Annotated in this window: 24 protein-coding genes and 1 tRNA gene; 16 read left to right on the top strand and 9 right to left on the bottom strand. The window is 66.8% G+C overall.

What is annotated here, in order from left to right; translation table 11 throughout:
• Positions 1-107 precede the first annotated feature (107 nt).
• A complete protein-coding gene (gene soxR / locus KNJ79_RS16790) occupies positions 108-620 on the bottom strand; it encodes a redox-sensitive transcriptional activator SoxR (RefSeq protein ID WP_317151939.1) in 513 nt (170 codons plus the stop codon).
• 87 nt (positions 621-707) lie between these two features.
• Between soxR and KNJ79_RS16795 the strand changes: the two genes are divergently transcribed.
• Complete coding sequence (locus KNJ79_RS16795) at positions 708-1,103, top strand: VOC family protein (protein WP_317151940.1); 396 nt, start codon at positions 708-710, stop codon at positions 1,101-1,103.
• A gap of 470 nt (positions 1,104-1,573) precedes the next feature.
• Here KNJ79_RS16795 and dgcA read toward each other — a convergent pair whose 3' ends face one another.
• The gene (gene dgcA, locus KNJ79_RS16800) at positions 1,574-2,566 is read right to left on the bottom strand and encodes an N-acetyl-D-Glu racemase DgcA (RefSeq protein WP_317151941.1); all 993 of its coding nucleotides are present in this window, start codon (positions 2,564-2,566) and stop codon (positions 1,574-1,576) included.
• A gap of 24 nt (positions 2,567-2,590) precedes the next feature.
• Between dgcA and KNJ79_RS16805 the strand changes: the two genes are divergently transcribed.
• The 8 genes from KNJ79_RS16805 (at position 2,591) to KNJ79_RS16840 (ending at position 9,818) form a co-directional block, all read left to right on the top strand.
• On the top strand, positions 2,591-2,986 hold the full coding sequence (locus KNJ79_RS16805) for a YkvA family protein (RefSeq protein WP_317151942.1): 396 nt from the start codon (positions 2,591-2,593) through the stop codon (positions 2,984-2,986).
• Positions 2,987-3,075: 89 nt separating this feature from the next.
• The gene (locus KNJ79_RS16810) at positions 3,076-5,235 is read left to right on the top strand and encodes a prolyl oligopeptidase family serine peptidase (RefSeq protein WP_317151943.1); all 2,160 of its coding nucleotides are present in this window, start codon (positions 3,076-3,078) and stop codon (positions 5,233-5,235) included.
• Positions 5,236-5,270: 35 nt separating this feature from the next.
• The gene (locus KNJ79_RS16815; protein ID WP_317151944.1) at positions 5,271-5,762 is read left to right on the top strand and encodes a GAF domain-containing protein; all 492 of its coding nucleotides are present in this window, start codon (positions 5,271-5,273) and stop codon (positions 5,760-5,762) included.
• A gap of 127 nt (positions 5,763-5,889) precedes the next feature.
• Positions 5,890-6,492, top strand: coding sequence for a hypothetical protein (locus tag KNJ79_RS16820; protein ID WP_317151945.1), 603 nt, complete (start codon positions 5,890-5,892; stop codon positions 6,490-6,492).
• A gap of 165 nt (positions 6,493-6,657) precedes the next feature.
• The gene (locus KNJ79_RS16825; protein WP_317151946.1) at positions 6,658-7,191 is read left to right on the top strand and encodes a hypothetical protein; all 534 of its coding nucleotides are present in this window, start codon (positions 6,658-6,660) and stop codon (positions 7,189-7,191) included.
• Between the two features lie 127 nt (positions 7,192-7,318).
• Positions 7,319-7,852 (top strand): hypothetical protein, encoded by a 534-nt coding sequence (locus KNJ79_RS16830; protein ID WP_317151947.1) that lies wholly within the window; start codon positions 7,319-7,321, stop codon positions 7,850-7,852.
• A 96-nt stretch (positions 7,853-7,948) separates the two neighbouring features.
• Positions 7,949-9,274 carry a M28 family metallopeptidase gene (locus KNJ79_RS16835; protein ID WP_317151948.1) on the top strand — a complete coding sequence of 442 codons (1,326 nt, stop codon included), beginning with the start codon at positions 7,949-7,951 and terminating at the stop codon, positions 9,272-9,274.
• Between the two features lie 103 nt (positions 9,275-9,377).
• Complete coding sequence (locus KNJ79_RS16840; protein ID WP_317151949.1) at positions 9,378-9,818, top strand: PilZ domain-containing protein; 441 nt, start codon at positions 9,378-9,380, stop codon at positions 9,816-9,818.
• Between the two features lie 463 nt (positions 9,819-10,281).
• Here KNJ79_RS16840 and KNJ79_RS16845 read toward each other — a convergent pair whose 3' ends face one another.
• The 3 genes from KNJ79_RS16845 to KNJ79_RS16855 all read right to left on the bottom strand — a co-directional run bounded on the left by KNJ79_RS16845 (position 10,282) and on the right by KNJ79_RS16855 (position 12,032).
• Complete coding sequence (locus KNJ79_RS16845) at positions 10,282-10,632, bottom strand: YbaN family protein (RefSeq protein ID WP_317151950.1); 351 nt, start codon at positions 10,630-10,632, stop codon at positions 10,282-10,284.
• 173 nt (positions 10,633-10,805) lie between these two features.
• Positions 10,806-11,855 (bottom strand): Glu/Leu/Phe/Val family dehydrogenase, encoded by a 1,050-nt coding sequence (locus KNJ79_RS16850; protein ID WP_317151951.1) that lies wholly within the window; start codon positions 11,853-11,855, stop codon positions 10,806-10,808.
• A 100-nt stretch (positions 11,856-11,955) separates the two neighbouring features.
• Positions 11,956-12,032, bottom strand: a tRNA-His gene (locus KNJ79_RS16855).
• A 104-nt stretch (positions 12,033-12,136) separates the two neighbouring features.
• Between KNJ79_RS16855 and KNJ79_RS16860 the strand changes: the two genes are divergently transcribed.
• The gene (locus tag KNJ79_RS16860; RefSeq protein WP_317151952.1) at positions 12,137-12,817 is read left to right on the top strand and encodes a prolyl hydroxylase family protein; all 681 of its coding nucleotides are present in this window, start codon (positions 12,137-12,139) and stop codon (positions 12,815-12,817) included.
• Between the two features lie 157 nt (positions 12,818-12,974).
• Here the strand turns inward: KNJ79_RS16860 and KNJ79_RS16865 are convergent, their stop codons facing one another.
• Positions 12,975-13,718 (bottom strand): SIMPL domain-containing protein, encoded by a 744-nt coding sequence (locus KNJ79_RS16865; protein WP_317151953.1) that lies wholly within the window; start codon positions 13,716-13,718, stop codon positions 12,975-12,977.
• Positions 13,719-13,852: 134 nt separating this feature from the next.
• On the opposite strand from KNJ79_RS16865, the gene KNJ79_RS16870 reads away from it, so the two are divergent.
• Together KNJ79_RS16870 and KNJ79_RS16875 are read left to right on the top strand one after the other, a co-directional pair.
• Positions 13,853-15,634, top strand: a complete 1,782-nt coding sequence (locus KNJ79_RS16870; RefSeq protein ID WP_317151954.1) for an ABC-F family ATP-binding cassette domain-containing protein — start codon at positions 13,853-13,855, stop codon at positions 15,632-15,634.
• A 155-nt stretch (positions 15,635-15,789) separates the two neighbouring features.
• Positions 15,790-16,734: an RNA-binding protein gene (locus KNJ79_RS16875; RefSeq protein WP_141133933.1), complete on the top strand. Its 945-nt coding sequence runs from the start codon at positions 15,790-15,792 to the stop codon at positions 16,732-16,734.
• Between the two features lie 113 nt (positions 16,735-16,847).
• On the opposite strand, the gene KNJ79_RS16880 is transcribed toward KNJ79_RS16875, so the two are convergent.
• Positions 16,848-17,330 carry a DUF6456 domain-containing protein gene (locus tag KNJ79_RS16880; RefSeq protein ID WP_394357131.1) on the bottom strand — a complete coding sequence of 161 codons (483 nt, stop codon included), beginning with the start codon at positions 17,328-17,330 and terminating at the stop codon, positions 16,848-16,850.
• 89 nt (positions 17,331-17,419) lie between these two features.
• Here KNJ79_RS16880 and KNJ79_RS16885 point away from each other — a divergent pair, with 89 nt between their 5' ends.
• Genes KNJ79_RS16885 through KNJ79_RS16895 form a run of 3 tightly spaced genes read left to right on the top strand, consistent with a single transcriptional unit; the run spans position 17,420 to position 19,694 of the window.
• Positions 17,420-17,980, top strand: coding sequence for a helix-turn-helix domain-containing protein (locus KNJ79_RS16885; RefSeq protein ID WP_089215422.1), 561 nt, complete (start codon positions 17,420-17,422; stop codon positions 17,978-17,980).
• 1 nt (position 17,981) lies between these two features.
• The gene (locus KNJ79_RS16890) at positions 17,982-19,265 is read left to right on the top strand and encodes a glycosyltransferase (RefSeq protein ID WP_317151955.1); all 1,284 of its coding nucleotides are present in this window, start codon (positions 17,982-17,984) and stop codon (positions 19,263-19,265) included.
• Between the two features lie 15 nt (positions 19,266-19,280).
• Entirely contained in the window at positions 19,281-19,694 is a 414-nt protein-coding gene (locus KNJ79_RS16895) for a hypothetical protein (RefSeq protein WP_089215421.1), read from the top strand.
• Positions 19,695-20,072: 378 nt separating this feature from the next.
• Here the strand turns inward: KNJ79_RS16895 and ctrA are convergent, their stop codons facing one another.
• On the bottom strand, positions 20,073-20,780 hold the full coding sequence (gene ctrA / locus KNJ79_RS16900; RefSeq protein WP_089215420.1) for a response regulator transcription factor CtrA: 708 nt from the start codon (positions 20,778-20,780) through the stop codon (positions 20,073-20,075).
• A 139-nt stretch (positions 20,781-20,919) separates the two neighbouring features.
• Positions 20,920-21,846 (bottom strand): LysR family transcriptional regulator, encoded by a 927-nt coding sequence (locus tag KNJ79_RS16905; RefSeq protein WP_089215419.1) that lies wholly within the window; start codon positions 21,844-21,846, stop codon positions 20,920-20,922.
• A 236-nt stretch (positions 21,847-22,082) separates the two neighbouring features.
• On the opposite strand from KNJ79_RS16905, the gene KNJ79_RS16910 reads away from it, so the two are divergent.
• Positions 22,083-22,778 (top strand): pirin family protein, encoded by a 696-nt coding sequence (locus tag KNJ79_RS16910; protein WP_317153940.1) that lies wholly within the window; start codon positions 22,083-22,085, stop codon positions 22,776-22,778.
• Positions 22,779-22,809 lie beyond the last annotated feature (31 nt).

A 22,809-nucleotide genomic window follows, 5' to 3' on the forward strand; every position in this document is an offset into this window, starting at 1 on the left:
GACCCTCTCCTTCCGCCGGATGGCCATAAGCGCCGCCGGCGCAAGCGGCATCCTAGCGCCGGGGCGGCGCACCGCAAGCTTTTCCGAAGACGAGCCATTTTCGTTCATCATGGTCCGGGCGACGGGCGCGATGCGCCCGTTTTGCCGCCATCGCTCACCTCGGCAATCTCCCCCGGCCGGTCGCCGAGCAGGTAGCGCGGCCCCGCGCCGCGCTGCGCCGCCTTGTCCTGCGCATTATAGAGCCTGCATTTCTTCAACGACAGGCAGCCGCAGCCGATGCACTGGTCGAGCAGCTTGCGCGTGCGTTCGAGCGCGGCGATCCGCGCGTCGATCCGCGCGCGCAGGTCGGTGCTGATCCGCGCCCAGTCGGCGGCGTTGGGCGTCCGCCCGGCGGGGAGGCGCGCCAGCTCGCCGGCGATTTCCTCGAGGCTCAATCCCAATTGCTGCGCGATCAGGATGAACGAGACGCGGCGGATGTCGGCGCGCAGGAAGCGGCGCTGGCCGCCGCGCGTGCGCAGCGCCTCGACCAGTCCCTTCGCTTCGTAAAAGCGGATCGCCGACACCGCGACGCCGGTGCGCGCGGCCAGTTCGCCGATCGCGATCAGGTCGGTCCGGTGCATTCTCGTCTCCGTTCGGCTTTCGCTTGATCTCAACCTCAGTTGAGCTTTCATATGGCGCGACGTCAACCCGAATCAGGAGCGAAGACCGTGACGTCCCCCTTTATCGAACATGTGAACCTGACCGTCAGCGATCCCGACCGGACCGCGGGCATATTGTCGGCGATCTTCGGCTGGCACGAACGCTGGCGCGGCCCGGCGCGCGACGGCGGACGCACCATCCACCTCGGCAGCGAGGCCGCCTATGTCGCGCTCTATACCGGACCCGGCGGCGAAGATGCGGACGGGCGCCATCCCAAGGGCGCGCCGCTCAACCATGTCGGGGTGCAGGTCGACGACCTCGACACGATCGAGATGCGCGTCAAGGCGGTCGGCCTGACCCCGTTCAACCACGGCGACTACGAACCCGGGCGCCGCTTCTATTTCCTCGACCCCGACGGCATCGAATATGAGGTGGTGAGCTACGCCGAGCCGCGCGGGCGTTGAGCCGGGCAAGCCGGCACTGCATCAGCGCGACGGCGAAGGGGGTGAGGCGATGACGGGTGGAAGCGGCCATTCGTGCCAATCTGGACGCAATGACCGGAAACGACCGATTGCTGCCGTCAGGCCGTCGCCAGATTCGCGCAGAGACGCAGAGAGCGCAGAGGGCAAGCGTGAAAATCTCTGCGTTCTCTGCGTCTCTGCGCGAAATGTTTGGAAGGCGGCATCCGAGCGATTGCGGACCTTCTTAAGCCCCTCCTCTTCAGAGGAGGGGGGTGTCGGGTCGGTCGGTCCCCCGGACCGACCTGAACAGTCCGGGGGACTGTTCACCCGACGCCGGTGGTGGCGCGCGATAGCGCGCAAGACGCCATGCACCACCCCGCTGCGACTAGGGCGCGAAGCGCCCAAGTCTCGCTGCCCCTCCTCTGAAGAGGAGGGGTGCAGCCAATGTCTCAAACCCACCCCAGCGCGGACGGTCATCCTACCCGCGGCCCCACCATCCCCTCGCGAAACTCGAACCCTTCCTCGCGGTCGCGTGCGAGCAGCGCGGGGCCGTCGAGGTCGACCCAGCGCGCGCGCTGCGCGAGGACGAAGGCGGGGGCGATCGCGAGGCTGGTCGACAGCATACAGCCGACCATGATCGCAAGCCCCGCCGCGTCGGCGGCATCGGCGAGCCGCAGCGCCTCGGTCAGCCCGCCCGCCTTGTCGAGCTTGATGTTCACCCCGTCATAGAAAGCGCCGATCCGCGCGACGTCGGCGGCGGTGTGACAGCTTTCGTCGGCGACGAAGGGGACCGGCGCATAGACGCCGTCGAGCAGCGCGTCGGTGCCCACCGGCACCGGCTGTTCGATCATCTCGACGCCAAGGTCGGCGAGTGCTTCGGCCTCGGTCAAAAGATCGACCTGCCCCCAGCTTTCATTGGCATCGACGATCAGCCGCGCTTCGGGCGCGCCCTTGCGCACCGCCGAGACGCGCAGGCGGTCGTCCGTGCCGGTCAGCTTGATCTTGAGCAGGCGATAGCCGTCGGCCGCCGCGGTCGCCGCCTGCTCGGCCATCGCGCCGGGTGTGCCGAGCGAAATGGTGAAGGCGGTGACGCGCGCGGTCGGGGCACCGTCGCAGCCGACGAGCTGCCAGAGGCGCAGCCCGCGCTGCTTCGCCTCGAGGTCCCACAGCGCGCAATCGAGCGCGTTGCGCGCGGCGCCCGGCGGCATCAGCTCCTGAATCGCCGCGCGCGCCTCGGCCGCACCCATCGCCGCGATATGCGCCGCGGTGTGGAGGATCTGGTCGCGGCACCCGGCCGCATCCTCACCGAGATAATAGACCGGCGTGCCTTCGCCGCGGCCCAGCGCGCCTTCGCCTTCGATCTCGGCGACGACGACGTCGACATGGTCGGTCGCGCCGCGACTGATGACGAACTGCCCCGCGACCGGCCAGCGTTCGACGCGCGCGCTTTTCAGTTGGATAGCCATGCAAGTGAAGTAATGCTGTCGGCCATGCCGGGCAAATCCCTTTCCGAACGCATCGCCGATCTGGGCCATCGGCTGAGGATCGAGGCGCACGCCGCGTGGCTCGCCGCGCGCGACCCGCGCGTGCCCATGGCCGCGCGGTTGCTCGCGGTCGCGGTCGCCGCCTATGCGCTGTCGCCGATCGACCTGATCCCCGATTTCGTGCCCGTCCTCGGCTGGATCGACGATCTGATCCTCGTCCCCGCGGGCCTGTGGGCGGTGCGGCGCCTGATCCCGGCAACGCTGTGGGCCGAATTTCGCGGGGCAGCCGAGGCCGCAAGCGAGCGCCCGTCGAGCCGCGCCGGCATGATCGCCATCCTGCTCATCTGGGCGGGCCTGCTTTATATCCTCTATTGGAGCGTGCGGGTCTCGCCCGCGCATTGATTGCCTCCCCCAAACCCCCTTGCCCGTCCCCCACCGATGCTTACAGTGCCGCGCACGATTATTACCCAAGCCATGAGGATCGCCTTGCCATGCTTCGACCCAAATATCGCGCGCCGCTGGCGCTTGCCCTGCTGATGACCGTACCGGGAGCGAGCCAGGCGGCGGAAAGCGCGGCCGCGGCGGCGCCGGCGAGCGGGCTCGCCTATCCGGCGACCGCGCGCGGCGACACGGTCGATACGCAGTTCGGGGTCGAGGTCGCCGATCCCTATCGCTGGCTCGAGAATGACGTGCGCACCGATCCGAAGGTCGCGGCGTGGGTCGCCGCGGAAAACAAGGTCACCGACGCCTATCTGGACACGCTGCCCGGGCGCGACGTCTTCGCCAGGCGGATGACCGAGCTTTACAATTACGAGCGCTTCGGCCTCCCTGAAAAGGCCGGAGAGCGCTATTTCTATACACGCAACGACGGGTTGCAGCCGCAATCGGTGCTCTATGTCCGCGACGGGCTGGGCGGCGAGGGCCGCGTGCTGATCGACCCCAATGCGTGGGCCAAGGACGGCGCGACCGCGCTCGCCGAATGGACCCCGTCGAAGGACGGCACGCACCTTCTCTATGCGGTGCAGGACGGCGGCACCGACTGGCGCATCGTGCGCGTCAAGGATGTCGCGACCGGCGAGGATCTGCCCGACGAGATCCGCTGGGTGAAATTTTCGGCGCTCGACTGGGCGAAGGACGGCAGCGGCTTTTACTATTCGCGCTTCCCGGCGCCCGAGGACGGCGAAACCTTTCAGTCGCTCAACGAAAATCAGGCGGTCTATTTTCACAAGCTCGGCACGCCGCAGAGCGCCGACGTGCCGATCCACGCGACCCCCGACAAGCCCGCGCTCAACCACACTGCACAAGTGACCGACGACGGCCGCTATCTGCTGGTCACCTCGTCGCAAGGCACCGACGAACGCTATGGCCTGACGCTCTACGACCTGTCGAAACAGGCGCCGAAGCCCCAAATCCTCGTCGACGATTTCGCGAACAATTGGGAATATGTCGGCAACGACGGCTCGCGCTTCATCTTCCTCACCAACAAGGATGCGCCGCGCCAGCGGCTCGTCGCGATGGACATCGGCAAGCCCGACGCGATCGCCCCGCTCGTCGCCGAAAGCGAGGCCACGCTGGTCGGCGCGTCGCAGGTCGGCAGCCGCATCATTCTCTCCTATCTCGGCGATGCCAAGTCGGAGGCGCGGATGGTGACGCTGGACGGCCAGCCGGTCGCCGAGATCAACCTCGCCGACATCGGCACCGCGTCGGGCTTCGACGGCAAGCTCGGCGACCCCGAAACCTTTTATGCCTTTTCGAGCTATGCGCGGCCGACGACCATCTATCGGCTCGACACGGTGACCGGAAAGACGACGATCTTCGCCGAGCCCAAGCTGACCTTCGATCCGAAGCAATTTTCGGTCGAGCAGCGCTTCTACAAGTCGAAGGACGGCACCGAAGTGCCGATGTTCGTGGTGATGAAGAAGGGGCTCGACCGCAGCAAGGGCTCGCCGACGCTGCTTTACGGCTATGGCGGCTTCAACATCTCGATGACCCCGGCCTTTTCGCCGACCAAGCTCGCCTGGGTCGATCAGGGCGGGGTGCTCGCGATCGCGAACCTGCGCGGCGGCGGCGAATATGGCAAGGCGTGGCACGACGCCGGGCGCCTTGCGAACAAGCAGAATGTGTTCGACGACTTCATCGCCGCGGGCGAATATCTGATCGCGCAAGGCATCACCGGCAAGGGCCAGCTCGCGATCGAGGGCGGGTCGAACGGCGGGCTGCTCGTCGGCGCGGTGACCAACCAGCGCCCCGACCTTTTCGCCGCGGCGCTGCCCGCCGTGGGCGTGATGGACATGCTGCGCTTCGACCGCTTCACCGCCGGGCGCTATTGGGTCGACGATTATGGCTATCCGTCGAAGGAGGCCGATTTCAGAAATCTGATCCGATATTCGCCCTATCACAACATCCGCGACGGGGTGGAGTATCCGGCGGTGCTGGTGACGACCGCCGACACCGACGATCGCGTCGTGCCGGGGCACAGCTTCAAATATACCGCGGCGCTCCAACACGCCGACGCGGGCGACAAGCCGCACCTCATTCGCATCGAAACGCGCGCCGGCCACGGATCGGGCAAGCCGACCGACAAGATCATCGACGAGGCCGCCGACAAATATGCCTTCGCCGCGAAATGGACCGGCCTCGCCGTCGAATAGGCCCTATCGGTTCCGACCCTCGTTGAAAGACGCCCATGTCCTATGCTTTGACCTTCACCGCGACCGAAACCGACGCCTTGTGGGCCGAAGCTGCCGACGCCGCCGAGGCGCTCGTCGCGGGCGAGCCCGACGCGATCGCCAATATGGCGAATGTCGCGGCGCTGATCTGGCAGGCGATCCCCGATCTCAACTGGGCGGGCTTCTATCGCTTCGACGGCGAGGAACTGGTGCTCGGCCCCTTTCAGGGCAAGGCGGCGTGCATCCGCATTCCGCTCGACAAGGGCGTGTGCGGCGCCGCGGCGCGTCTGCGCGCGAGCCAGCGGGTCGAGGACGTCCACGCCTTTCCCGGCCATATCGCGTGCGACGCCGCGAGCCGCAGCGAACTCGTCGTGCCGATCGTCGCGGGCGACCGGCTGATCGGCGTGCTCGACCTCGACAGCCCCCGGCCCGGGCGCTTCGCGGCCGAGGATCAGGCGGGCGCCGAAGCGCTCGTGGCGCGGATCGCCGCGGCGCTCGCGGGCGCCTGACCCGCCCCAAAATGGGACGTAAGGCAAAAGGTTAACGGATTCGCGCAATCGTTCGGAATTTGCTAACAGGCTGTAACCCAAGCGGTTGTCGCCGGACGCGGCAGTCGCGCCAGCAGGGAGGTCGGCCATGCGCACCCTTTTGCTCCTGAGCACTGCCGCCGCGTCGCTGTTCGGCGTGGCTCAATCCGCGAGCGCCTTTACCCAAAATCCGGCGCCCGCGCTCGACTATGGCGCACCCGGCGCGCCCGATGACCGGGTCTATGCCGGCAATGCCGACCGGGCGCCGGCCGCGAGCGAGGCGCCGCCGTCCGCGCAGCCCGACGCGGTTTATGGCGGCAGTTACGACGCGGAGGGGCGCTGGGCCGGCGCATGGGACGGCAGCGGCCAGCCGTCGGCGACCCCCTACAACGGCAATTACGATGCCAGCGGACGCTGGACGGGCACCTGGGACGGCACGTTTCAGGCGTCCGACGGCCGCTTCTATCGCGGATATTATCAGGGCACGGTCGAGGGGCGCCCGGGGACGAGCTATGCCCCGCCGCCGCCCGCACCTGCATCCGCTCCGGCGCCGCCGGGCACCTATTATTCGACCGCTTATCCGGGCGGCGGCCGCGGGCAGGGATACAGCTATGGTTATGGCGGCTATTCGCCCGGCAGCGTGACCATTACGACTTCGCCGCCGGTGGTGACCGAAACGGTCGAGACGACGACCGAGACTTTCTACGAATAGGCGCTGCGGCTGCTGGGGGGTGCCGCGCGCGCGGAAGGCCCGTCATCCCTATGATGGCGGGCCTTTCTTCCTTCGAGCGGTTCACGCTCGCGAAAGCCTGACGGGTCTATCGGACAACATGATGCGGGCCCGGCCGACACGCCCGCCGCACAGGACCACCGCACGATGCGCACATTGACCGGCTTCGCCGCAGGCACCGCTCTTCTCCTCGCCACGCTCGGCGCCGCGCCCGCCGAAGCGCGCGGGCGCCATCACGGCGGCGGTCATCACGGCGGCGGCTGGGGGCATCGCCATGACGACGGCATCGACGCCGGCGACGTGATCGGCGGGCTGTTCCTCATCGGCGCGATCGCCGCGATCGCGAGCGCGGCGGGCAAGGATGGCCGCGACGACGACTATCGCGACGAACCGCCCTACCCCGACGCGCCGCGCGACGCAGGCTATCGGGACGAGCGCGATGCGCCCGACATGCCGCGCTATACGAGCAACGAAATCGGGCAGCGCGCGACCGACGCCTGCAGCTGGGCCGCGGAGGCCGAGGCGGGCGAGGGCGCCCGCGTCCAGAGCATCGGCGGCACACGCCCCGACGTCGGCTATGGCGTCTATGTCACCGGCGACCTGTCGCGCCCAGGCGAGCCGACGCGCAGCTTCGGCTGCACCTATAGCAATGGCCGCGTTACCGACGTCCGCGTCGACTGATGCGGCGGCGCGCCCGCTTGCTGAACCGCAGATAAGCGAGGGGTTCAGCCGCATGTCACCCCGCCCTTGCTATTAACTCTGCAACAGGCCCGCGATGGTGCAGGCCGCATTTGCAGGAGAGCAGAGCATGGCTCGCACGATCCCTCACACCCTTGGCAAGGCCGCCATCGGCGCGGCCGCCGCCGGCGCGATGCTGAGCGCCGCGCCCGCGATAGCGCGCGACCGCTATGACGACGACGGCATCGACGCGGGCGAGATCATCGCCGGCGCGGTCGTGATCGGCGGCCTCGCCGCCATCCTCGCCTCGGACAATGATCGCTACGATCGCTACGATCGCTACGACGACCGCTATCGCGGTCGCTACGACGATCCGCGCTATGGCTATCGCTACGACTATGCCCGCTATGGCGGCGGCCGCAGCGCGGTAAACCAGTGCGTCGGCGCGGTTCAGCGCAGCGCGAGCCGTTACGGCCGTGCCGAGGTTACCGAAATCACCGACATCGACCGCAAGCGCGACGGCTACAAGGTCAAGGGTCGCCTCGTCGTGCGCGACGGCTATCGCGGGCGCTGGGACCGCGGCGGCTATTACGACCGCGGCAAGTTCAGCTGCGAGGTGCGCTACGGCCGCATTCGCGACATCGACTTTTCTGGACTCCGCTAAGCCGCGGCACCCCGACACACAGCCCCGTCGACCCCGTGTCGGCGGGGCTGTGCCGTTCGGGTTGCGCGCCGGCGCATTGAGCCCCAAGCTGCGCGGATGATTCGTTCGTCATCGCTGCTCGCCCTGCTGCTCGTTGCCGCCCCTGCCGTCGCCCAGGACAAGACGGCACCCGCCACCGCCGACCCGGCCCGTCTCAAGATGCTCGTCGAAAAGCTCGTATCTTTCGGCACCCGCCATACGCTCTCGTCGGCCAGCGATCCGAAGCGCGGGATCGGCGCGGCGCGTGATTGGGGCACCGCCGAATTCGAGCGGATCGGGCAGGCGTGCGGAGGCTGCCTGTCGGTCATGTCGACCGGCGGCCGGTTCGAAGGCCCGCGCGCGCCCGGCGGGGTGGTGGTCGAGGATGTGCTGGCGATCCAGAAAGGAACCGGCGAACCCGATCGCGTCATCATCATCGCCGGCCATATCGACAGCCGCGTCTCCGACGTGATGGACGCCGAAAGCGACGCCCCCGGCGCCAACGACGACGGATCGGGCACCGCGCTGGTGCTCGAGGCCGCGCGCATCCTTTCGCAGAAGCCGCATCGCGCGACGATCGTCTATGCCCTGCTGTCGGGCGAGGAGCAGGGGCTGTGGGGCGGCGAGCTGCTCGCCCGCCATGCCCGGGACGAGGGCTGGCGCGTCACCGCGATGCTCAACAACGACATCGTCGGCGGCACGCGCGGCACCGACGGCGCGATCGTCGAAGACCGCGTCCGCGTGTTCAGCGAAGGCATCCGCGCGTCCGAAGACCTGCCGGCGCAAATGGCGCGCCGCGCGATCGGGGGCGAGGACGACGGCCCCTCGCGCGCGCTCGCCAAGGCCGCAGTGCGCGCGGCATCGGATGCCCCCGGCATCGGGCTCGAGGTGGTGGCGGTCCGCCGCCCCGACCGCTTCAGCCGCGGCGGCGATCATCTGCCTTCGCTCAAAATGGGCTATCCCGCGATTCGTTTCACCGCCGGGGTCGAAAATTACGACCATCAGCATCAGGATCTGCGCACCGAGAACGGGCATTTCTATGGCGATACCGTCGATTATATGGACTTCCCCTATCTGGCGCGGGTGACCGACCTCAATGTCGCGCTGGCCAGCGAACTCGCCGACGCGCCGGCCGCCCCCGCCCATGCCAGCATCGAAGGCGCGGTCAGTTCGAATACGACCGTGCGCTGGACCCCCGTGAAGGGCGCCGCCGGTTATCGGATTCGCTGGCGCCGGGCCGATCGGACCGATTGGACCGAGAGCCGCGACGTTCCCGCGGACAGCGCGCAGCTGATGCTTCCCGGCGTTGTCATCGACGACCATTTCTTCGGCGTTTCAGCGCTTTCGGCCGACGGCAGCGAAAGCCTGGTCACCTTCGCCGGTTTGCCGAAGCCGGCCGAATGATCGCCCGACGCTATTTGATTATTTACCTTCTTCCTTTAGAGCCTGTGATGGGACCACGATAACCGCCTGGCGTGGGTGACGGGCGGCAAGAATTGGGTCGCGCATGTCCAACCCCGAGGCCGATACCGCCTCACCGGCCGAAGCCGAGAAACGCCAGCCGCGCCAGGCGCGTCTGGTGAAGGCGTCGCTCGGCTGCGAGCGGCTCGGCCGGTTCGACGTGACGATTCGCAATGTTTCGAAAACCGGCGTCGGCGGAAAGGCGCCGCACATGCTGCAGATCGGCGAGCGAATGACGCTCTTCATGCCGGGGCACCAGCCGATGATGGGTACGGTGCGCTGGGTCGCCGATACGCGATTCGGCTTCGAAACCGACGAGCCGATCGAAACCGTCCGCCTCCGGGCGTCGCACGGCGACGATCTGGTCACCGCCGACGCCAAGGTCGATTTCCAGCTCGTCCCGGCGCCCAAGCTCACGACCTGGCGGCCGGGGCTGAACCACACGCCGACCCTGCCCGGTCACTACGGGCAGAAGCGGAAGACCTAGTGCCCGATCATCTTTGAATGAAGCGCTTGAGAAAGCGCGTGTGTCCCCGCGCAGGCGGGGACCCATCTCCGGCGGGTTCAAGACAGAAGGGTCGGGAGATGGGCTCCCGCCTGCGCGGGAGCACACGGCTTATTCAGTCAAAGGTGATCTTGCTCTAATGGCTCAAGTGATTAAATTGTCACTACAGCCTAGAGCAAATTGCGCGAAATCTGAATCATCCGCATCCCCGAGCCCTTCGACTGCCCTGGCGGGCGCTCAGGATGAACTTCGGCCTTTGGCCGAAGACGAGGGGCTCGTTCGAGCGGAGCGAGAACCGCAGCGTCGCCGCCTCGACTTCGCTCGGGGATATGGTGCAGATTTCCGGCACGATGCTCTAAGCGGCTGCCACCTCCCCATCGCTGCGCGACAGGGAGGATCGGATGCATCTCCTTTCCCCCCGAAACCGCCATCCAACCCGCCACCCTCACTCGGGCCGCGTCCAGATCCAGCTTCCGGTCACCGCCGCCGCGATCACCGGCGCCATCACCCACGGCCATGGCGAAAAGATCGCGGCGAGCGCGATGCTGACGGCGAAGGCGATCGTCGCGGCGATCTTGCCCTTGCGGCTGATCGCGCCCTTCTCGCGCCACGCGACGATGTAATGGCCGAACTGCGGATGGGTGACGAGCCACGCCTCGAGCCGCGGCGACGAGCGCGCGAAGCAAAAGGCGGCGAGGATCACGAAGGGCACCGTCGGCAGCAGCGGCAGGAACGCCCCCAGCGCCCCCAGCGCCAGCGACGCCCAGCCGCCGACCAGATAGAAATGCCGCTTCATCGCTGCGGGCTTAGCGGAAATCGCGCACAACAAAACCCCTCCCCTTCAGGGGAGGGGCAGCGAGGCTTGCGAGCTTGCTCGCCAGCCGCAGCGGGGTGGGCATCGCGGCCTTGAGCTTACGCCGATAGCCCCACCCCAACCCCTCCTCTGAAGAGGAGGGGCTTAGTACCTCGTCACCCCCGCCCGATCAGCTTCTGCGCCATGCGGTCGGCGACCACCGACGCGGGCGTGCCGCTCGCGCGGCTCTCGGTCCAGATTTCGGTCAGCCGGCCGGGGATCTGCGCGATCCTGCTCTCGACCTCTTCGCGGCTCCCCTGCCCCAAATATTCGAGCGCGACGTTGATGATGCCGCCCGCGTTGATCACATAGTCGGGGGCATAGACGATGCCGCGGTCGTGGATGCGCTGGCCGTCGGCGGCGGTCGCGAGCTGGTTGTTTGCGCCGCCCGCGACGATCGGCACCTTCAGTCGCTCGATGCTGCGTTCGGTCAGGATCGCACCCAGCGCATTGGGGCTCAGCACATCGGCCTCGACCTCCATGATCGCTGCCGAATCGGCAAGTTCGGCGCCGAGTTCTTCGGCGAGGGCCTTTGCCTTCGCGATGTTGACGTCGGCGAGGGTCAGCTTCGCGCCCTCGGCCGCGAGCCGCCGCGCGAGCCCGCCGCCGACGCTGCCGACGCCCTGGATCGCGATGCGGACGTCCTTCGCGCTGTCGGTCTTCAGCCCCTCGGCGATCGCCGCCTTGACGCCCAGATAGACGCCGAGCGCGGTCAGCGGGCCGGGGTCGCCGCCCGCTTCGCCGCTCGCCACCGGCAGGCCGCTGACGTGGCGCGTTTCCTTGGCGATCGCGACCATGTCGGCGTCGCTCATCCCGACATCCTCGGCGGTCACGTAAGCGCCGCCGAGCGATTCGACCGCGCGGCCGAACGCCGCGAGCAGTTCGGGGGTCTTCGCCTGCCCCTCGTCGGCCAGGATCACGCCCTTGCCGCCGCCCATCGGCAGCCCCGCCATCGCATTTTTATAGCTCATGCCGCGCGACAGGCGCAGCGCGTCGGTGATCGCCGCCGCGCGCTGCGGATAATGCCAGTATCGCACCCCGCCCGCGCCGGGGCCGAGGTGGGTCGAATGCACCGCGATCACCGCGGTCAGCCCGCTCGCGCGATCGCGGAACATGTGGACATGCTCGTGATCGTCGAAATCGGCGAAATCCCAGACAGCGGACATGGCTTGACCCTTCACGTTCAAAAATTACGCGAAGGCGTAATAATACAACAGGCCCGGCGAGTCACGCCCAAAGCCGCGATATGCGCGAAGATCGAGAAAATGGGGCGACCGATGGGACTTGAACCCACGACCCCCGGTACCACAAACCGGTGCTCTAACCAACTGAGCTACGATCGCCACAGGGCCGGACGGACGCGCCGCCGGCAGCGGGCGGGCGATAGGCGGCACGCCAGCTTTCGTCAAGCATTGTTCGCGCGGGCGGCCCGCTCTAAAGAGGCGCCATGGCCGCCCCCAGCTTCGTCGATCTCGCGACCTCGCACGCCGACCGCACCGCCGATCGGCTCGCCGCCGTTCCCGGCATCCGCCGCGCCCCGACACCGAAGCTCCAGCAGTTCATGCTGCCGCGCTTTCTCGACGCCGAAACCTGCGCCGGGCTGATCGCGCGGATCGACCGCGACGTCCACCCCTCGACGATCGCCGATCCCAACGGCGATACCGCCTTTCGCACCAGCACGACCTGCGATCTCGACCATCGCGATCCCTTCGTCCATGCGGTCAACCAGCGGCTCCACGACCTCACCGGCATCCCGCTCGAATATGGCGAGCCGCTGCAGGGCCAGCGCTATGACGTGGGGCAGGAGTTCAAGGCGCACACTGACTATTTCGACCCGCACGGAGAGGATTGGGAAACCTATTGCGCGATCCCCGGCCAGCGCAGCTGGACGCTGATGGTCTATCTCAACGAGCCTCCCGCCGGCGGCGCCACGCGCTTCCTTGCGACCGGCAAGATGCACCAGCCCGAAGCCGGCAAGCTGCTCGCCTGGAACAATGTCCGTCCCGACGGCGAGCCCAACCCCGACACGCTCCACCACGGGATGAAGGTGCGCAAGGGGCGCAAATATATCATCACCAAATGGTTCCGCGAGCGCCCCTGGCCCTGGGCCGAGGGGGAGCTGGGTTAGGCGGCAGCGGACAAAGAGGAACCAACATCCGCTTCCCCGAGCGAAGCCGAGGGGCTCCTTCGAGCGAAGCGAGAAGCTCCCACGCCGGAGGCCTCGACTTCGCTCGGCCGCCTCCCTCGTCTTCGCTCGGGAATACGGACTCGTTTCTCCTGAAGCTCTACCGCACCAGCCGGTACTGGAAACTCAGCGTCAGCGTGTTGCCGACCTGCCCCGGCTCGACCGGAGTCGATTTGGCGTCGGCCGCCATTTCCATCCGCACCATCGGCATCGGCGGCTGCGGACCGCCGAAGCTGCCTTCGCCGATCGACACCAGCTCGACCCCGCGATAGCCGGCGAGCTTCGCATAATCCTGCGCCTTCGCCTCGGCCGCCTTGATCGCCGCGCCGCGCGCGCCGACGAGCATCGCGTCGGGGTCCTTCATCGCGAACCACGGCCCGTCGATATTGGTCCCGCCCGCCGCGACCAGCGCGTCGAGCAGCGGGCCGATTCCGGCAATGTCGTTCGTCGTCGCGCGCACGCTGTTCGTCACCTGATAGCCCAGAAAACGCGGCGGCTGCCCGTCGCTCCGGTTGCTGTAATCATATTGCGGCGACAGGTTGATGCCGCTCGTCTGGATATTCTCGGCCTCGATGCCTTGCTTTTTCGCGGCGGCGATCAGCTTGTCCATCGCCGCAGCATTGGCGCGCATCGCCTCGACCGCGGTCGGCGCGGTCGTCTGCACGCCCGCGCCAACCGTCGCCTGGTCTGGCCGCGCGCGAACCTCCTCGCTCACCGAAAAGCTCAGGATCGGCCCCTGTGTCGTCGCCGTCGTCACCGTCGTTCCTCCCTGCTGCGCAATGGCGGGCGTCGCTGCGATCAGCGCCAGCCCGGTCGCCATGGCGGTGAACATCTGCGTTTTCATAAATATCTCCTGTCGGCCGGAAATCCGGCAATGCTTGTGCCCGTCCCCGTAACGCCGACGGAGCGGACCCGTTCCGCCCTTTGCCCGAACGCCGCTTGCATCGCGCTGAACGCGCCGGTAGCGAGCCGTTCATCATGGCTGCTCCCATTCTCTCTTATGAAGGCCTGGGTCTCGTCCAGGGCAGCGGCTGGCTGTTCCGCGGGCTCGACATCTATATCGGCGCGCGCGACCGGCTCGCGCTGATCGGCCGCAACGGGGCGGGCAAGACGACCCTGCTCAAGCTGCTGGCAGGCCGCATCGAACCCGACGAGGGCAAGCGCACCATCGTCCCCGGCACCCATGTCGTGCTGCTCGAACAGGAACCCGATTTTTCGGGCTATGCGACGCTGATGGACTATGCCGTCGGCGGAACCAACCCGCCCGAAAGCCATGAGGTCGCGGCGATCGCCGACCAGCTCGGCATCGACATGAACCGCGAGGCGGCGAGCGCGTCGGGGGGCGAGCGCCGCCGCGCCGCGATCGCCCGCGCGCTCGCGCAGAACCCCGACGTGCTGCTGCTCGACGAGCCGACCAACCACCTCGACCTCGCGGCGATCGACTGGCTCGAAGGCTGGCTGGCGCGTTTCACCGGCGCCTTCGTCGCGATCAGCCACGACCGCACCTTCCTGACCCGCCTGACGCGCCAGACGCTGTGGCTCGACCGCGGCAGCATCCGCCGCAAGGAGATCGGCTTCGGCGGCTTCGACGCGTGGACCGAGGCGGTCTATGCCGAGGAAGCGCGCGCCGCCGAAAAGCTCGACGCCAAGCTGAAGCTCGAAGCGCACTGGCTCCAGCGCGGCGTCACCGCGCGCCGCCGCCGCAACCAGGGGCGGCTCGAAAAGCTGGTCGAGATGCGCGCGCAGCGCGCGGCGATGATCGGCGGCCCCGGCGTCGCCAAGCTCGGCCTCGCCAACGACGATGTCCGCTCGAAGTCGGTGATCGTCGCCGACCATATTTCCAAACGCTTCGGCGACCGGACGATCATCCGCGATTTCGATTTCCGCATCCAGCGCGGCGACCGCATCGGCATCGTCGGTGCCAACGGCGCGGGCAAGTCGACGCTGCTCAAGCTCCTGACTGGCGAAATCGAACCCGACGAGGGCAAGGTCACGCTCGCGCCGACGCTCGACGGGATCGTCATCGACCAGCAGCGCAGCCTGTTGTCGCCCGAAAAGCGCGTGCGCGACATCCTCGCCGACGGCGGCGACTGGGTCGAGGTGCGCGGGGTCAAGAAGCATATCCAGGGCTATCTGAAGGACTTCCTCTTCGACCCCGGCGTCGTCGAGGCGAACGTCGGCGCGCTGTCGGGCGGCGAGCGCTCGCGCCTGCTGCTCGCGCGTGAATTCGCCCGCGAATCGAACCTGCTCGTCCTCGATGAGCCGACCAACGATCTCGACCTCGAAACGCTCGACCTCTTGCAGGAAGTCATCGCCGACTATGACGGCACCGTGCTGCTCGTCAGCCACGACCGCGATTTCCTCGACCGCACGGTGACGGTGACGCTCGGCCTCGACGGGTCGGGAAAAGTCGACGTCGTCGCCGGCGGCTACGCCGACTGGGAGGCGAAGCGCAGCAAACCCGCGGCCGCGAAGGCGAAAGCCGATGGAGCGACCGCCACGCCGCCGCCGCCACAGCAGCAGCGCAAGAAACTTTCCTACAAGGACCAGCGCGACTATGACCTCCTCCCCGGCCGGATCGAGGCGATCGACGCAGAGATGGCGGGCATCGAGACCGAACTTTCCGACGGCAGCCTGTTCACCCGCGACCATACCCGCTTCACCGCGCTGACCGAAAAGCTCGAAACGCTGCGTCAGGAAAAAGCCGCCGCCGAAGACCGCTGGCTGGCGTTGGCCGAAGAGGTCGAGGCGCTCGGATAACGTCAACCTCGGGGCGAGAAGCGGCCGTTTGTCATTCCCGCGAAAGCGGGAATCCAGAGCGTGCGTCGGCTGACTCCACACCGGATTCCCGCTTTCGCGGGAATAACAAGGTTATGAAATGCCGATCATCGCCTATCGGTCGTTTCCGGCATTGCATGAAAATCGGCGACGAGGGGCGCAAATGGAGTGGAAAGACGAAGGGCACCTTTCAATCGAGGTGCTGTGAAAGGCGGACCTTGGATAAATATCGGCGGTGCGGCTCTCCACCTCCGCCGTACGATGTTCCGCCGGCAATTTATCGCATCAATACCTCTCATTTACGAACGCAGGCACATAGTGCTTTTGAGCGGCACGGCCGGGAGGGGCGTATGCGGGTTTTTCGTCTTGGGCTTTCGCTAGCGGCAGTGATTGCCATGTCGGGCATTCTCCAAGCTGCAACGCGCGTCAGGACCTTTCATCCCGAGCGTATAGAGATGTCGGAATCAAGGCGGCGAGACCTTGTTCTCGGCGACCTGATATCGGTCCTTACCGGGCCAACTTCTCCGACGACCATTGCTACAGAGCCATACGCTTCTTCCGAAGCGGGGCTTTGCCAGCGCGATGTGATCGAACTGAAATATGCAAGCAAAAGGTCCGACAGGGCGGACGCTCCGTTTCAGCCTATCGGTATACGGGCTGTCTCCGTGCAGTATCATTATCTTGGTCATGAGAATGAGAAGAGCCAATCACGCCTGCAAAAGGCGTGTGAACAGCTATCGGATAAAAAATCGTATTGGGCGTATGGCGACAGCGAGCACTATTCGGCAGGCGCGCTCGCCACACTGAAGTTCACCGAGGACGACGTGCGCAATGGCCAGAGATATACGATCGATTGCGCAGATCTGTCGAGCGATGCGATCCAGACAACATGCGAAAATACATTCCTATCCGCTGCAACGCAGATCACTGCGATATGGCGATGCCCCGACCAAAAAGACGGCTGCCATGAATTCACATCGCGGCCTTATCGGTTCACGATAATCAGAACCTACCCGCCCTCTCTCGGGGGTTGGCCTTTGACCGCAATCAAAATGGGATATGAGCCAATCGTGGTAACGTAATCGCTCGATGTTCCTGTTGCCCTATCGATCCATTGTAGATCGTGTCGGCTTTTGAATGCGATACGAAATATGTTCATTGGCTAATTTCGGTTGATTCCAGCCACCGTCATCATTCACCCCGTCCCATAGAAGCGCGCCAGCCGGTCGAGCGCCAGCGTCAGCACCAGCTTGCCCGACCGCACGGGCCAGCCGAGCGTCTTTTCGGCGCCGCCGATCCCCTCGCCCGCACAAATCACTCGCCAGCAAATGTCCGCAAGCCCCGGTCCCGCGGCGTCGAGCGCGGCATGGAAGCGCCGATGCGCGTCGAGCCGCGCCAGCGAGGCGTCGGCCGCACGCGCGCCGCCACGGCTCTTGCCCGGTGGCGCCGCATCCCACCGCATCGTGACCCGCGCGGCCAGCCCCGCGCGCTCATAATCGGCGCGCAGCCGCTCGCCCGCGCCGAGTTGGGCTTCGGTCAAATGCCCGCGCGCCGCGAGCCAGGCGAGCGGGCTTTCGGCCGCATTGACCGTCACATGCCGCATCACCTGCGGTCCCGCCTTGCCCGGATCGACCCGGTCGTCGGGATGAAGGCGGGTTTCAAGACGGCGTGCGGTCATCGGCGATCTCCTGCTGCTCGGCGAATCACTCTTGACATTGGATCGCCATGTAGGAAAGAAGAAACCAAATTGGTTATGAAGGGCAGGCGATGATCAACAGCATCCGCGCGGTGCGCCGTGCCAAGGGGCTGACGCTCGACGAGGTCGCGCAGCGCTGCGATCCGCCGACCACCGCGCAGACGATCGGCCGCCTCGAAACCGGGACGCGCACCCTGTCGCTCGGCTGGATGAACCGCATCGCCAGGGCGCTCGGCGTCGATGCCGCCGAACTCGTCCAGCTGCCGCAGGATACGCAGCTCACCATCACCGCGCTGCTCGGCGCCGACGGCGCGCAGGCGCCCACCCGCACCGAACAGGCACTCACCGCCCGGCCGAGCGAGGATATGGTCGCGGTGCGCGTCACCTCGTCGATCGGCGACTATCGCGCCGGCGACGAAATATGGTGCCGCCGCATCGAAGGCGACTGGGGACAGGCGCTCAACCGCGACCTCCTCGTCCCGCGCCCCGCCGGGCGCTTCTTCTTCGCGCGACTGCTCAACGTCGACGGGGAGAAGCTCCACCTCCTCCCGCTCGGCACCGGCCAGCGGCAACAGGTGGTCAGCAACCCGCCATGGGCCGCGGTCGCGGTGCGGCTGATCCGCACCCTCTAAGGTGGACCCCGCTCCCAATTTGCGCGTCCTGTCGATCGCGACGCTCTTTCCCGACGCGGCGCGCCCGAACTTCGGCCTCTTTGTCGAGCGCAGCCTGCGCGCGCTCGCGGCGCAGTCCGACGTTGAGCTCAGCGTCGTTGCGCCCATAGGCCTGCCGCCCTGGCCGCTGTCGCTCCACCCGCGCTATGCGGCGCTGCGCCATCTGCCGCGGCGCGAGACGTGGAACGGCCTCTCGGTCCATCGCCCGCGCTTCAGGCTCCTTCCCCGCATCGGCACCCGCTTCAATCCCGCCGCGATCGCCCGCGCGGTACTGCCGATCGCGCGCGCGTTCGAGCCCGACATCATCGACGCGCAATTCTTCTACCCCGACGGTCCCGCCGCGATGCGCGTCGCGAAAGCGCTCGGCCTGCCTTTCTCGATCAAGGCGCGCGGCGCCGACATCAGCCATTTCGGCCATGATCCGGCGAGCCGGCCGCAACTGCTCGAAGCCGCCCGCGACGCCGCCGGGCTGCTCGCCGTCTCCGAAGCGATGCGCCGCGACATGGCGGGCATCGGCATCGACGCTGCAAAGATCGCGGTTCACTATACGGGAATCGACACCGACCGCTTCATGCCCGGCCCCGGCGATCGCGCCGCGGCGCGCGCCACGCTCGGCATCGGCGACGCGCCGACGATCCTCACCGTCGGCGCGCTGATCCCGCGCAAGGGGCAAGCGCTGGTGATCGAGGCGCTCGCTGCGCTGCCGGGGGTCCGCTATCGTCTCGTCGGCGCGGGCGAGGAGGAAGGCCGCTACCGGGCGCTCGCGCAGCGGCTCGGCGTCGCCGACCGCGTCCATTTCGAGGGACCCGTCGCGCACGCCGACCTCGCCGCGCACTACCGCGCCGCGGATGTCGTCGTCATGCCGTCGGAAAGCGAGGGTCTGGCCAATGCGTGGGTCGAGGCGCTCGCGTGCGGAACGCCGATCGTCATCAGCGACGCGGGCGGCGCGGCCGAGCTCGTTACATCCGATGCAGCGGGCCGGATCGCCGCGCGGACCCCCGACGCGATCGCGGCCGCGATTTCCGCCATCCTCGCCGCCCCACCGCTACCGTCGGCCGTCGCCGCGAGCCTCGCGGGCCGCTTCAACTGGGACCGCAACGGCCGCGAACTCGCCGAGCATCTGCGACGCTGCGCGGTCACTACGGCCGGCACCGGAAGAATTAGCGCGTCTTCGAAAGCGGGCGAAAGGGGCGAAGCCCCTTTGTCCGGTGTCGGAAAACGACCGATTGCGGACATCTTCAATTAGTGCACAAGGCCTGCAATGGCTAACGACGAACAACCTTCCGAACGACTGGTCGCGCAACGCGTCCGCAACCGCATTATGGAGAGCCTACTCGGCCTTTCTGAGGGTGATCGGGGTGTTGAAGAGTCTGGTCCGGTCGAATGGTTCGAGTCATTTTTTGACTGGTTCCCGTATGAGGGTGAGCCTGACTGGTATCCTGCGATGACGGACAGCGAGGCCGAAGCGGTACGGCAAGTATGCAAGCTTATGCAGCAGGCTATCGCAGATGAACGTATCCCGAAGAATCCCACCGCTGATCAGGTAATCCGTAGCGACTGGCCCGAGAACATTGCGCCAGTCGCTCGTGGCGCTCTCGCACATCTGATGGAAAGAGGCAGGTTTTCGGAAGAAATCGAAGAAAGCGAGCCCTCCAATCCTATCGCTTGGCCTTAATCTGGCACGGCCGCGTCCCACCCCAAGCCGGACATCCGCCGCAAAAACCGCTGTCCTACATCATTCGGCTGTGCCAGCCTTCGTATCGGCTCTTTCGACATGTAGATAAAAGCGGTCACACCCCGGTTTATGGATGCGGGCGGGAGCCGGCGCGGCATGTTCGCCGAACGCGACCCATCGGCGGCCGCACAAGGCTGAACTTTGCTGAACTTTGAAACGACGAAGCGGACCCAGCCCGCGATCGCCAAAGACGGCGATGGCAACCGGCCACCCCAAAACCGCCATCCGCCCGAACGGCATACTCCCCAAAAAAGAAAACCGGCGCGGATCGCTCCGCGCCGGTCTTCACTACCAGACTGTCGAGGGAAAGCCGGCGCGTCAGGCGACGCGGCGCACCTCATTGCCTTCGTCGTCGATATCGCGCAGCACATAGCCGCGACCCCAGACCGTCTCGATGTAATTTTCGCCGCCGCACGCGAGCGCCAGCTTCTTCCTGAGCTTGCAGATGAAGACGTCGATGATCTTCAGCTCGGGCTCGTCCATCCCGCCATAGAGATGGTTCAGGAACATTTCCTTGGTCAGCGTCGTGCCCTTGCGCAAGCTCAAAAGCTCGAGCATCTGATATTCCTTGCCGGTCAGATGCACGCGCACGCTGTCGACCTCGACCGTCTTGGTGTCGAGATTGACCGCGAGCTTGCCCGTCTTGATGACGCTCTGGCTGTGCCCCTTCGAGCGGCGCACGACCGCATGGATGCGCGCAATCAGCTCGTCGCGGTGGAAGGGCTTGGTGACATAATCGTCGGCGCCGAAGCCGAACGAGCGCACCTTCGAATCCATTTCCGAAATGCCCGACAGGATCAGCACCGGCGTCTGCACCTTTGCGGTGCGCAGCTTCTTGAGCACGTCATAGCCGTGCATGTCGGGCAGGTTCAGGTCGAGCAGGATGATGTCGTAATCATAGAGCTTGCCCAGATCGAGGCCTTCCTCGCCCAGATCGGTCGTGTAGACGTTGAAGCCCTCGGTGGTGAGCATCGTGTCGATCGCTTTCGCGGTCGTCGGCTCGTCCTCGATCAGCAATACGCGCATTGGCCGCCCCTATTTTGTTTCGCCCGATGACCCCGCGACCCGTCCGCACGATCATTCCGCGATATGCCGACGCGCCCCCGTTTCGGGACTGCCGGAATATTAACCATGAAAGCAATGAAGGGGAAAGGTTAATTTTGATTTAATCGCCTGATTCCGGCGAGTCGCGGCCCGCGCAGCTGCGTTTCAGCGTCTCGACGAGGTGATCGGCGAGCGCCCTGACCCGCGCCGGACGGAGCCGCGAGGGCGGCGACAGGAGGTGAAGAAAGGCCTGCGGCAGCGACCAGTCGGAGAGGATAGGCACCAGCGCGCCCGACGCGAGTTCGGCCTCCGCAATGAAGTCGGGCAGGACCGCGATGCCGCCGCCCGCGACGAGCAGCGGGATCATCACATCGCCATTGTTGGTGAACAGCGGCCCCGCCGGAACGACCGTCGCTTCCTCGCCCTTGCGTTCGAACCGCAGCGGGCGTGCGCGTTCGCGGTGGCCATAGCCGATCAGCCGGTGCGCCGCGAGGTCGAGCGGATGGCGCGGCGTGCCGTGGCGCTCGAGATAGGCCGGGCTCGCGATCACCGACGCCGCGACCGGCGCGATCGTCCGTGCGAGCAGGCTCGAATCGTCGAGCGGCGCGATACGCAGCGCGAGGTCGATCCCCTCGGCGACCAGATCGTGCCGCGCGTCGCTCAGCGTCAATTCGACCTCGACCGCGGGATGCTGCGCCATGAAGGCGGCGAGCGGCGCGCCGAGCACCTTGATCCCGAAGCTCATCGGCGCCGCGAGCCGGATCGGCCCGGCAAGGTCGTTCCGGTCGCCGCGCGCCGCCTCGGTCGCCGCGGTCGCCGCCGCGACCATCGCGCGTGCATCGCCGAGCAGCCGCTCGCCCGCGGTCGATACGGTGACGGTGCGCGACGTGCGGTGGAGCAAGGTGACCCCCAGCGACGCCTCGAGCCGCGTCACCGCTTTCGACACGCTCGCCTTCGACAGCCCGAGCGAGCGCGCCGCGGCGGTAAAGCTGCCGCTCTCCGCCACGGCGACGAAACAAGCCCAGCCTTCATAATCGGGAAGCGCCATCCTTGTTACTCCTTCGTCATTGCGACCCCGGCGAAAGCCGGGGGAAGCAATCCGGGGCGGTTTACGCGCGCTCTGGATTGCCGCATCGCCTTCGGCTCCTCGCAATGACGAGCATAATGGAAACGATCAGTTTCTATCTACGCTATTTTCGAAACGACCCCAATCGCTATCTTGGCTGCAACGAGAGAGCGCCGCCGGCAAGATCGCCAAAGGCGGCGCGTGCGAAAGGCTATCCGATGATCGACATCCGCAAATTCGATACGCTGGGTCATGCCAACCACGGCTGGCTCGACGCCCGCCACCATTTTTCCTTCGCAAACTATCACGACCCGGACCGCATGGGCTGGGGGGCGCTGCGCGTCTGGAACGACGACGCGATCGCCGCACAGTCGGGCTTTCCGCCGCACCCGCACCGCGACATGGAGATCATCACCTATGTCCGCACCGGCGCGATCAGCCATCGCGACTCGATGGGCAACGCCGGCCGCACCGCCGCGGGCGACGTTCAGGTGATGAGCGCCGGCACCGGCGTCACCCACAGCGAGTTCAACCTCGAGGACGAGGAAACGACGCTGTTCCAGATCTGGATCATCCCCGACCGTGCGGGCGGCAATCCCGGCTGGGGCGCACGCCAGTTCCCGAAGGCCGATCGTTCGGGGCGCTTTGTGACCCTGGCAAGCGGTATCGAAGGCGATGATGCCCTGCCGATCCGCGCCGACGCCCGCGTCGCCGCAGCGACGGTGAATGCAGGCGACCGCGTCGCCTATGACCTCGGCGCCGGCCGCCACGCCTATCTGGTCGCCGCCAAGGGCCGCATCCGCGTCAACGGCGAAGACGCCGACCCGCGCGACGGCATCGCGATCCGTGACGTCGAACGGATCGAGGTCGAAGCGCTCGACGACGCCGAACTCGTGCTCGTCGACAGCCTGTGACGAGCCCCGGGCCGCCGCCAAATCCCCCTCC

The sequence above is a fragment of the Sphingopyxis indica genome, assembly GCF_032879645.1.
Taxonomy (GTDB): Bacteria; Pseudomonadota; Alphaproteobacteria; order Sphingomonadales; family Sphingomonadaceae; genus Sphingopyxis; species Sphingopyxis indica.

Coding starts and splice junctions, on each gene's coding strand:
- dgcA (WP_317151941.1), bottom strand. CDS start 2,566: ATGGCTATCCAACTGAAAAGCGCGCGCGTCGAACGCTGGCCGGTCGCG.
- KNJ79_RS16825 (WP_317151946.1), top strand. CDS start 6,658: ATGCGCACATTGACCGGCTTCGCCGCAGGCACCGCTCTTCTCCTCGCC.
- KNJ79_RS16810 (WP_317151943.1), top strand. CDS start 3,076: ATGCTTCGACCCAAATATCGCGCGCCGCTGGCGCTTGCCCTGCTGATG.
- KNJ79_RS16850 (WP_317151951.1), bottom strand. CDS start 11,855: ATGTCCGCTGTCTGGGATTTCGCCGATTTCGACGATCACGAGCATGTC.
- KNJ79_RS16845 (WP_317151950.1), bottom strand. CDS start 10,632: ATGAAGCGGCATTTCTATCTGGTCGGCGGCTGGGCGTCGCTGGCGCTG.
- KNJ79_RS16840 (WP_317151949.1), top strand. CDS start 9,378: ATGTCCAACCCCGAGGCCGATACCGCCTCACCGGCCGAAGCCGAGAAA.
- KNJ79_RS16835 (WP_317151948.1), top strand. CDS start 7,949: ATGATTCGTTCGTCATCGCTGCTCGCCCTGCTGCTCGTTGCCGCCCCT.
- KNJ79_RS16815 (WP_317151944.1), top strand. CDS start 5,271: ATGTCCTATGCTTTGACCTTCACCGCGACCGAAACCGACGCCTTGTGG.
- KNJ79_RS16820 (WP_317151945.1), top strand. CDS start 5,890: ATGCGCACCCTTTTGCTCCTGAGCACTGCCGCCGCGTCGCTGTTCGGC.
- KNJ79_RS16895 (WP_089215421.1), top strand. CDS start 19,281: ATGGCTAACGACGAACAACCTTCCGAACGACTGGTCGCGCAACGCGTC.
- KNJ79_RS16910 (WP_317153940.1), top strand. CDS start 22,083: ATGATCGACATCCGCAAATTCGATACGCTGGGTCATGCCAACCACGGC.
- KNJ79_RS16860 (WP_317151952.1), top strand. CDS start 12,137: ATGGCCGCCCCCAGCTTCGTCGATCTCGCGACCTCGCACGCCGACCGC.
- KNJ79_RS16870 (WP_317151954.1), top strand. CDS start 13,853: ATGGCTGCTCCCATTCTCTCTTATGAAGGCCTGGGTCTCGTCCAGGGC.
- ctrA (WP_089215420.1), bottom strand. CDS start 20,780: ATGCGCGTATTGCTGATCGAGGACGAGCCGACGACCGCGAAAGCGATC.
- KNJ79_RS16905 (WP_089215419.1), bottom strand. CDS start 21,846: ATGGCGCTTCCCGATTATGAAGGCTGGGCTTGTTTCGTCGCCGTGGCG.
- soxR (WP_317151939.1), bottom strand. CDS start 620: ATGCACCGGACCGACCTGATCGCGATCGGCGAACTGGCCGCGCGCACC.
- KNJ79_RS16880 (WP_394357131.1), bottom strand. CDS start 17,330: ATGACCGCACGCCGTCTTGAAACCCGCCTTCATCCCGACGACCGGGTC.
- KNJ79_RS16830 (WP_317151947.1), top strand. CDS start 7,319: ATGGCTCGCACGATCCCTCACACCCTTGGCAAGGCCGCCATCGGCGCG.
- KNJ79_RS16865 (WP_317151953.1), bottom strand. CDS start 13,718: ATGAAAACGCAGATGTTCACCGCCATGGCGACCGGGCTGGCGCTGATC.
- KNJ79_RS16885 (WP_089215422.1), top strand. CDS start 17,420: ATGATCAACAGCATCCGCGCGGTGCGCCGTGCCAAGGGGCTGACGCTC.
- KNJ79_RS16805 (WP_317151942.1), top strand. CDS start 2,591: ATGCCGGGCAAATCCCTTTCCGAACGCATCGCCGATCTGGGCCATCGG.
- KNJ79_RS16875 (WP_141133933.1), top strand. CDS start 15,790: ATGAAAATCGGCGACGAGGGGCGCAAATGGAGTGGAAAGACGAAGGGC.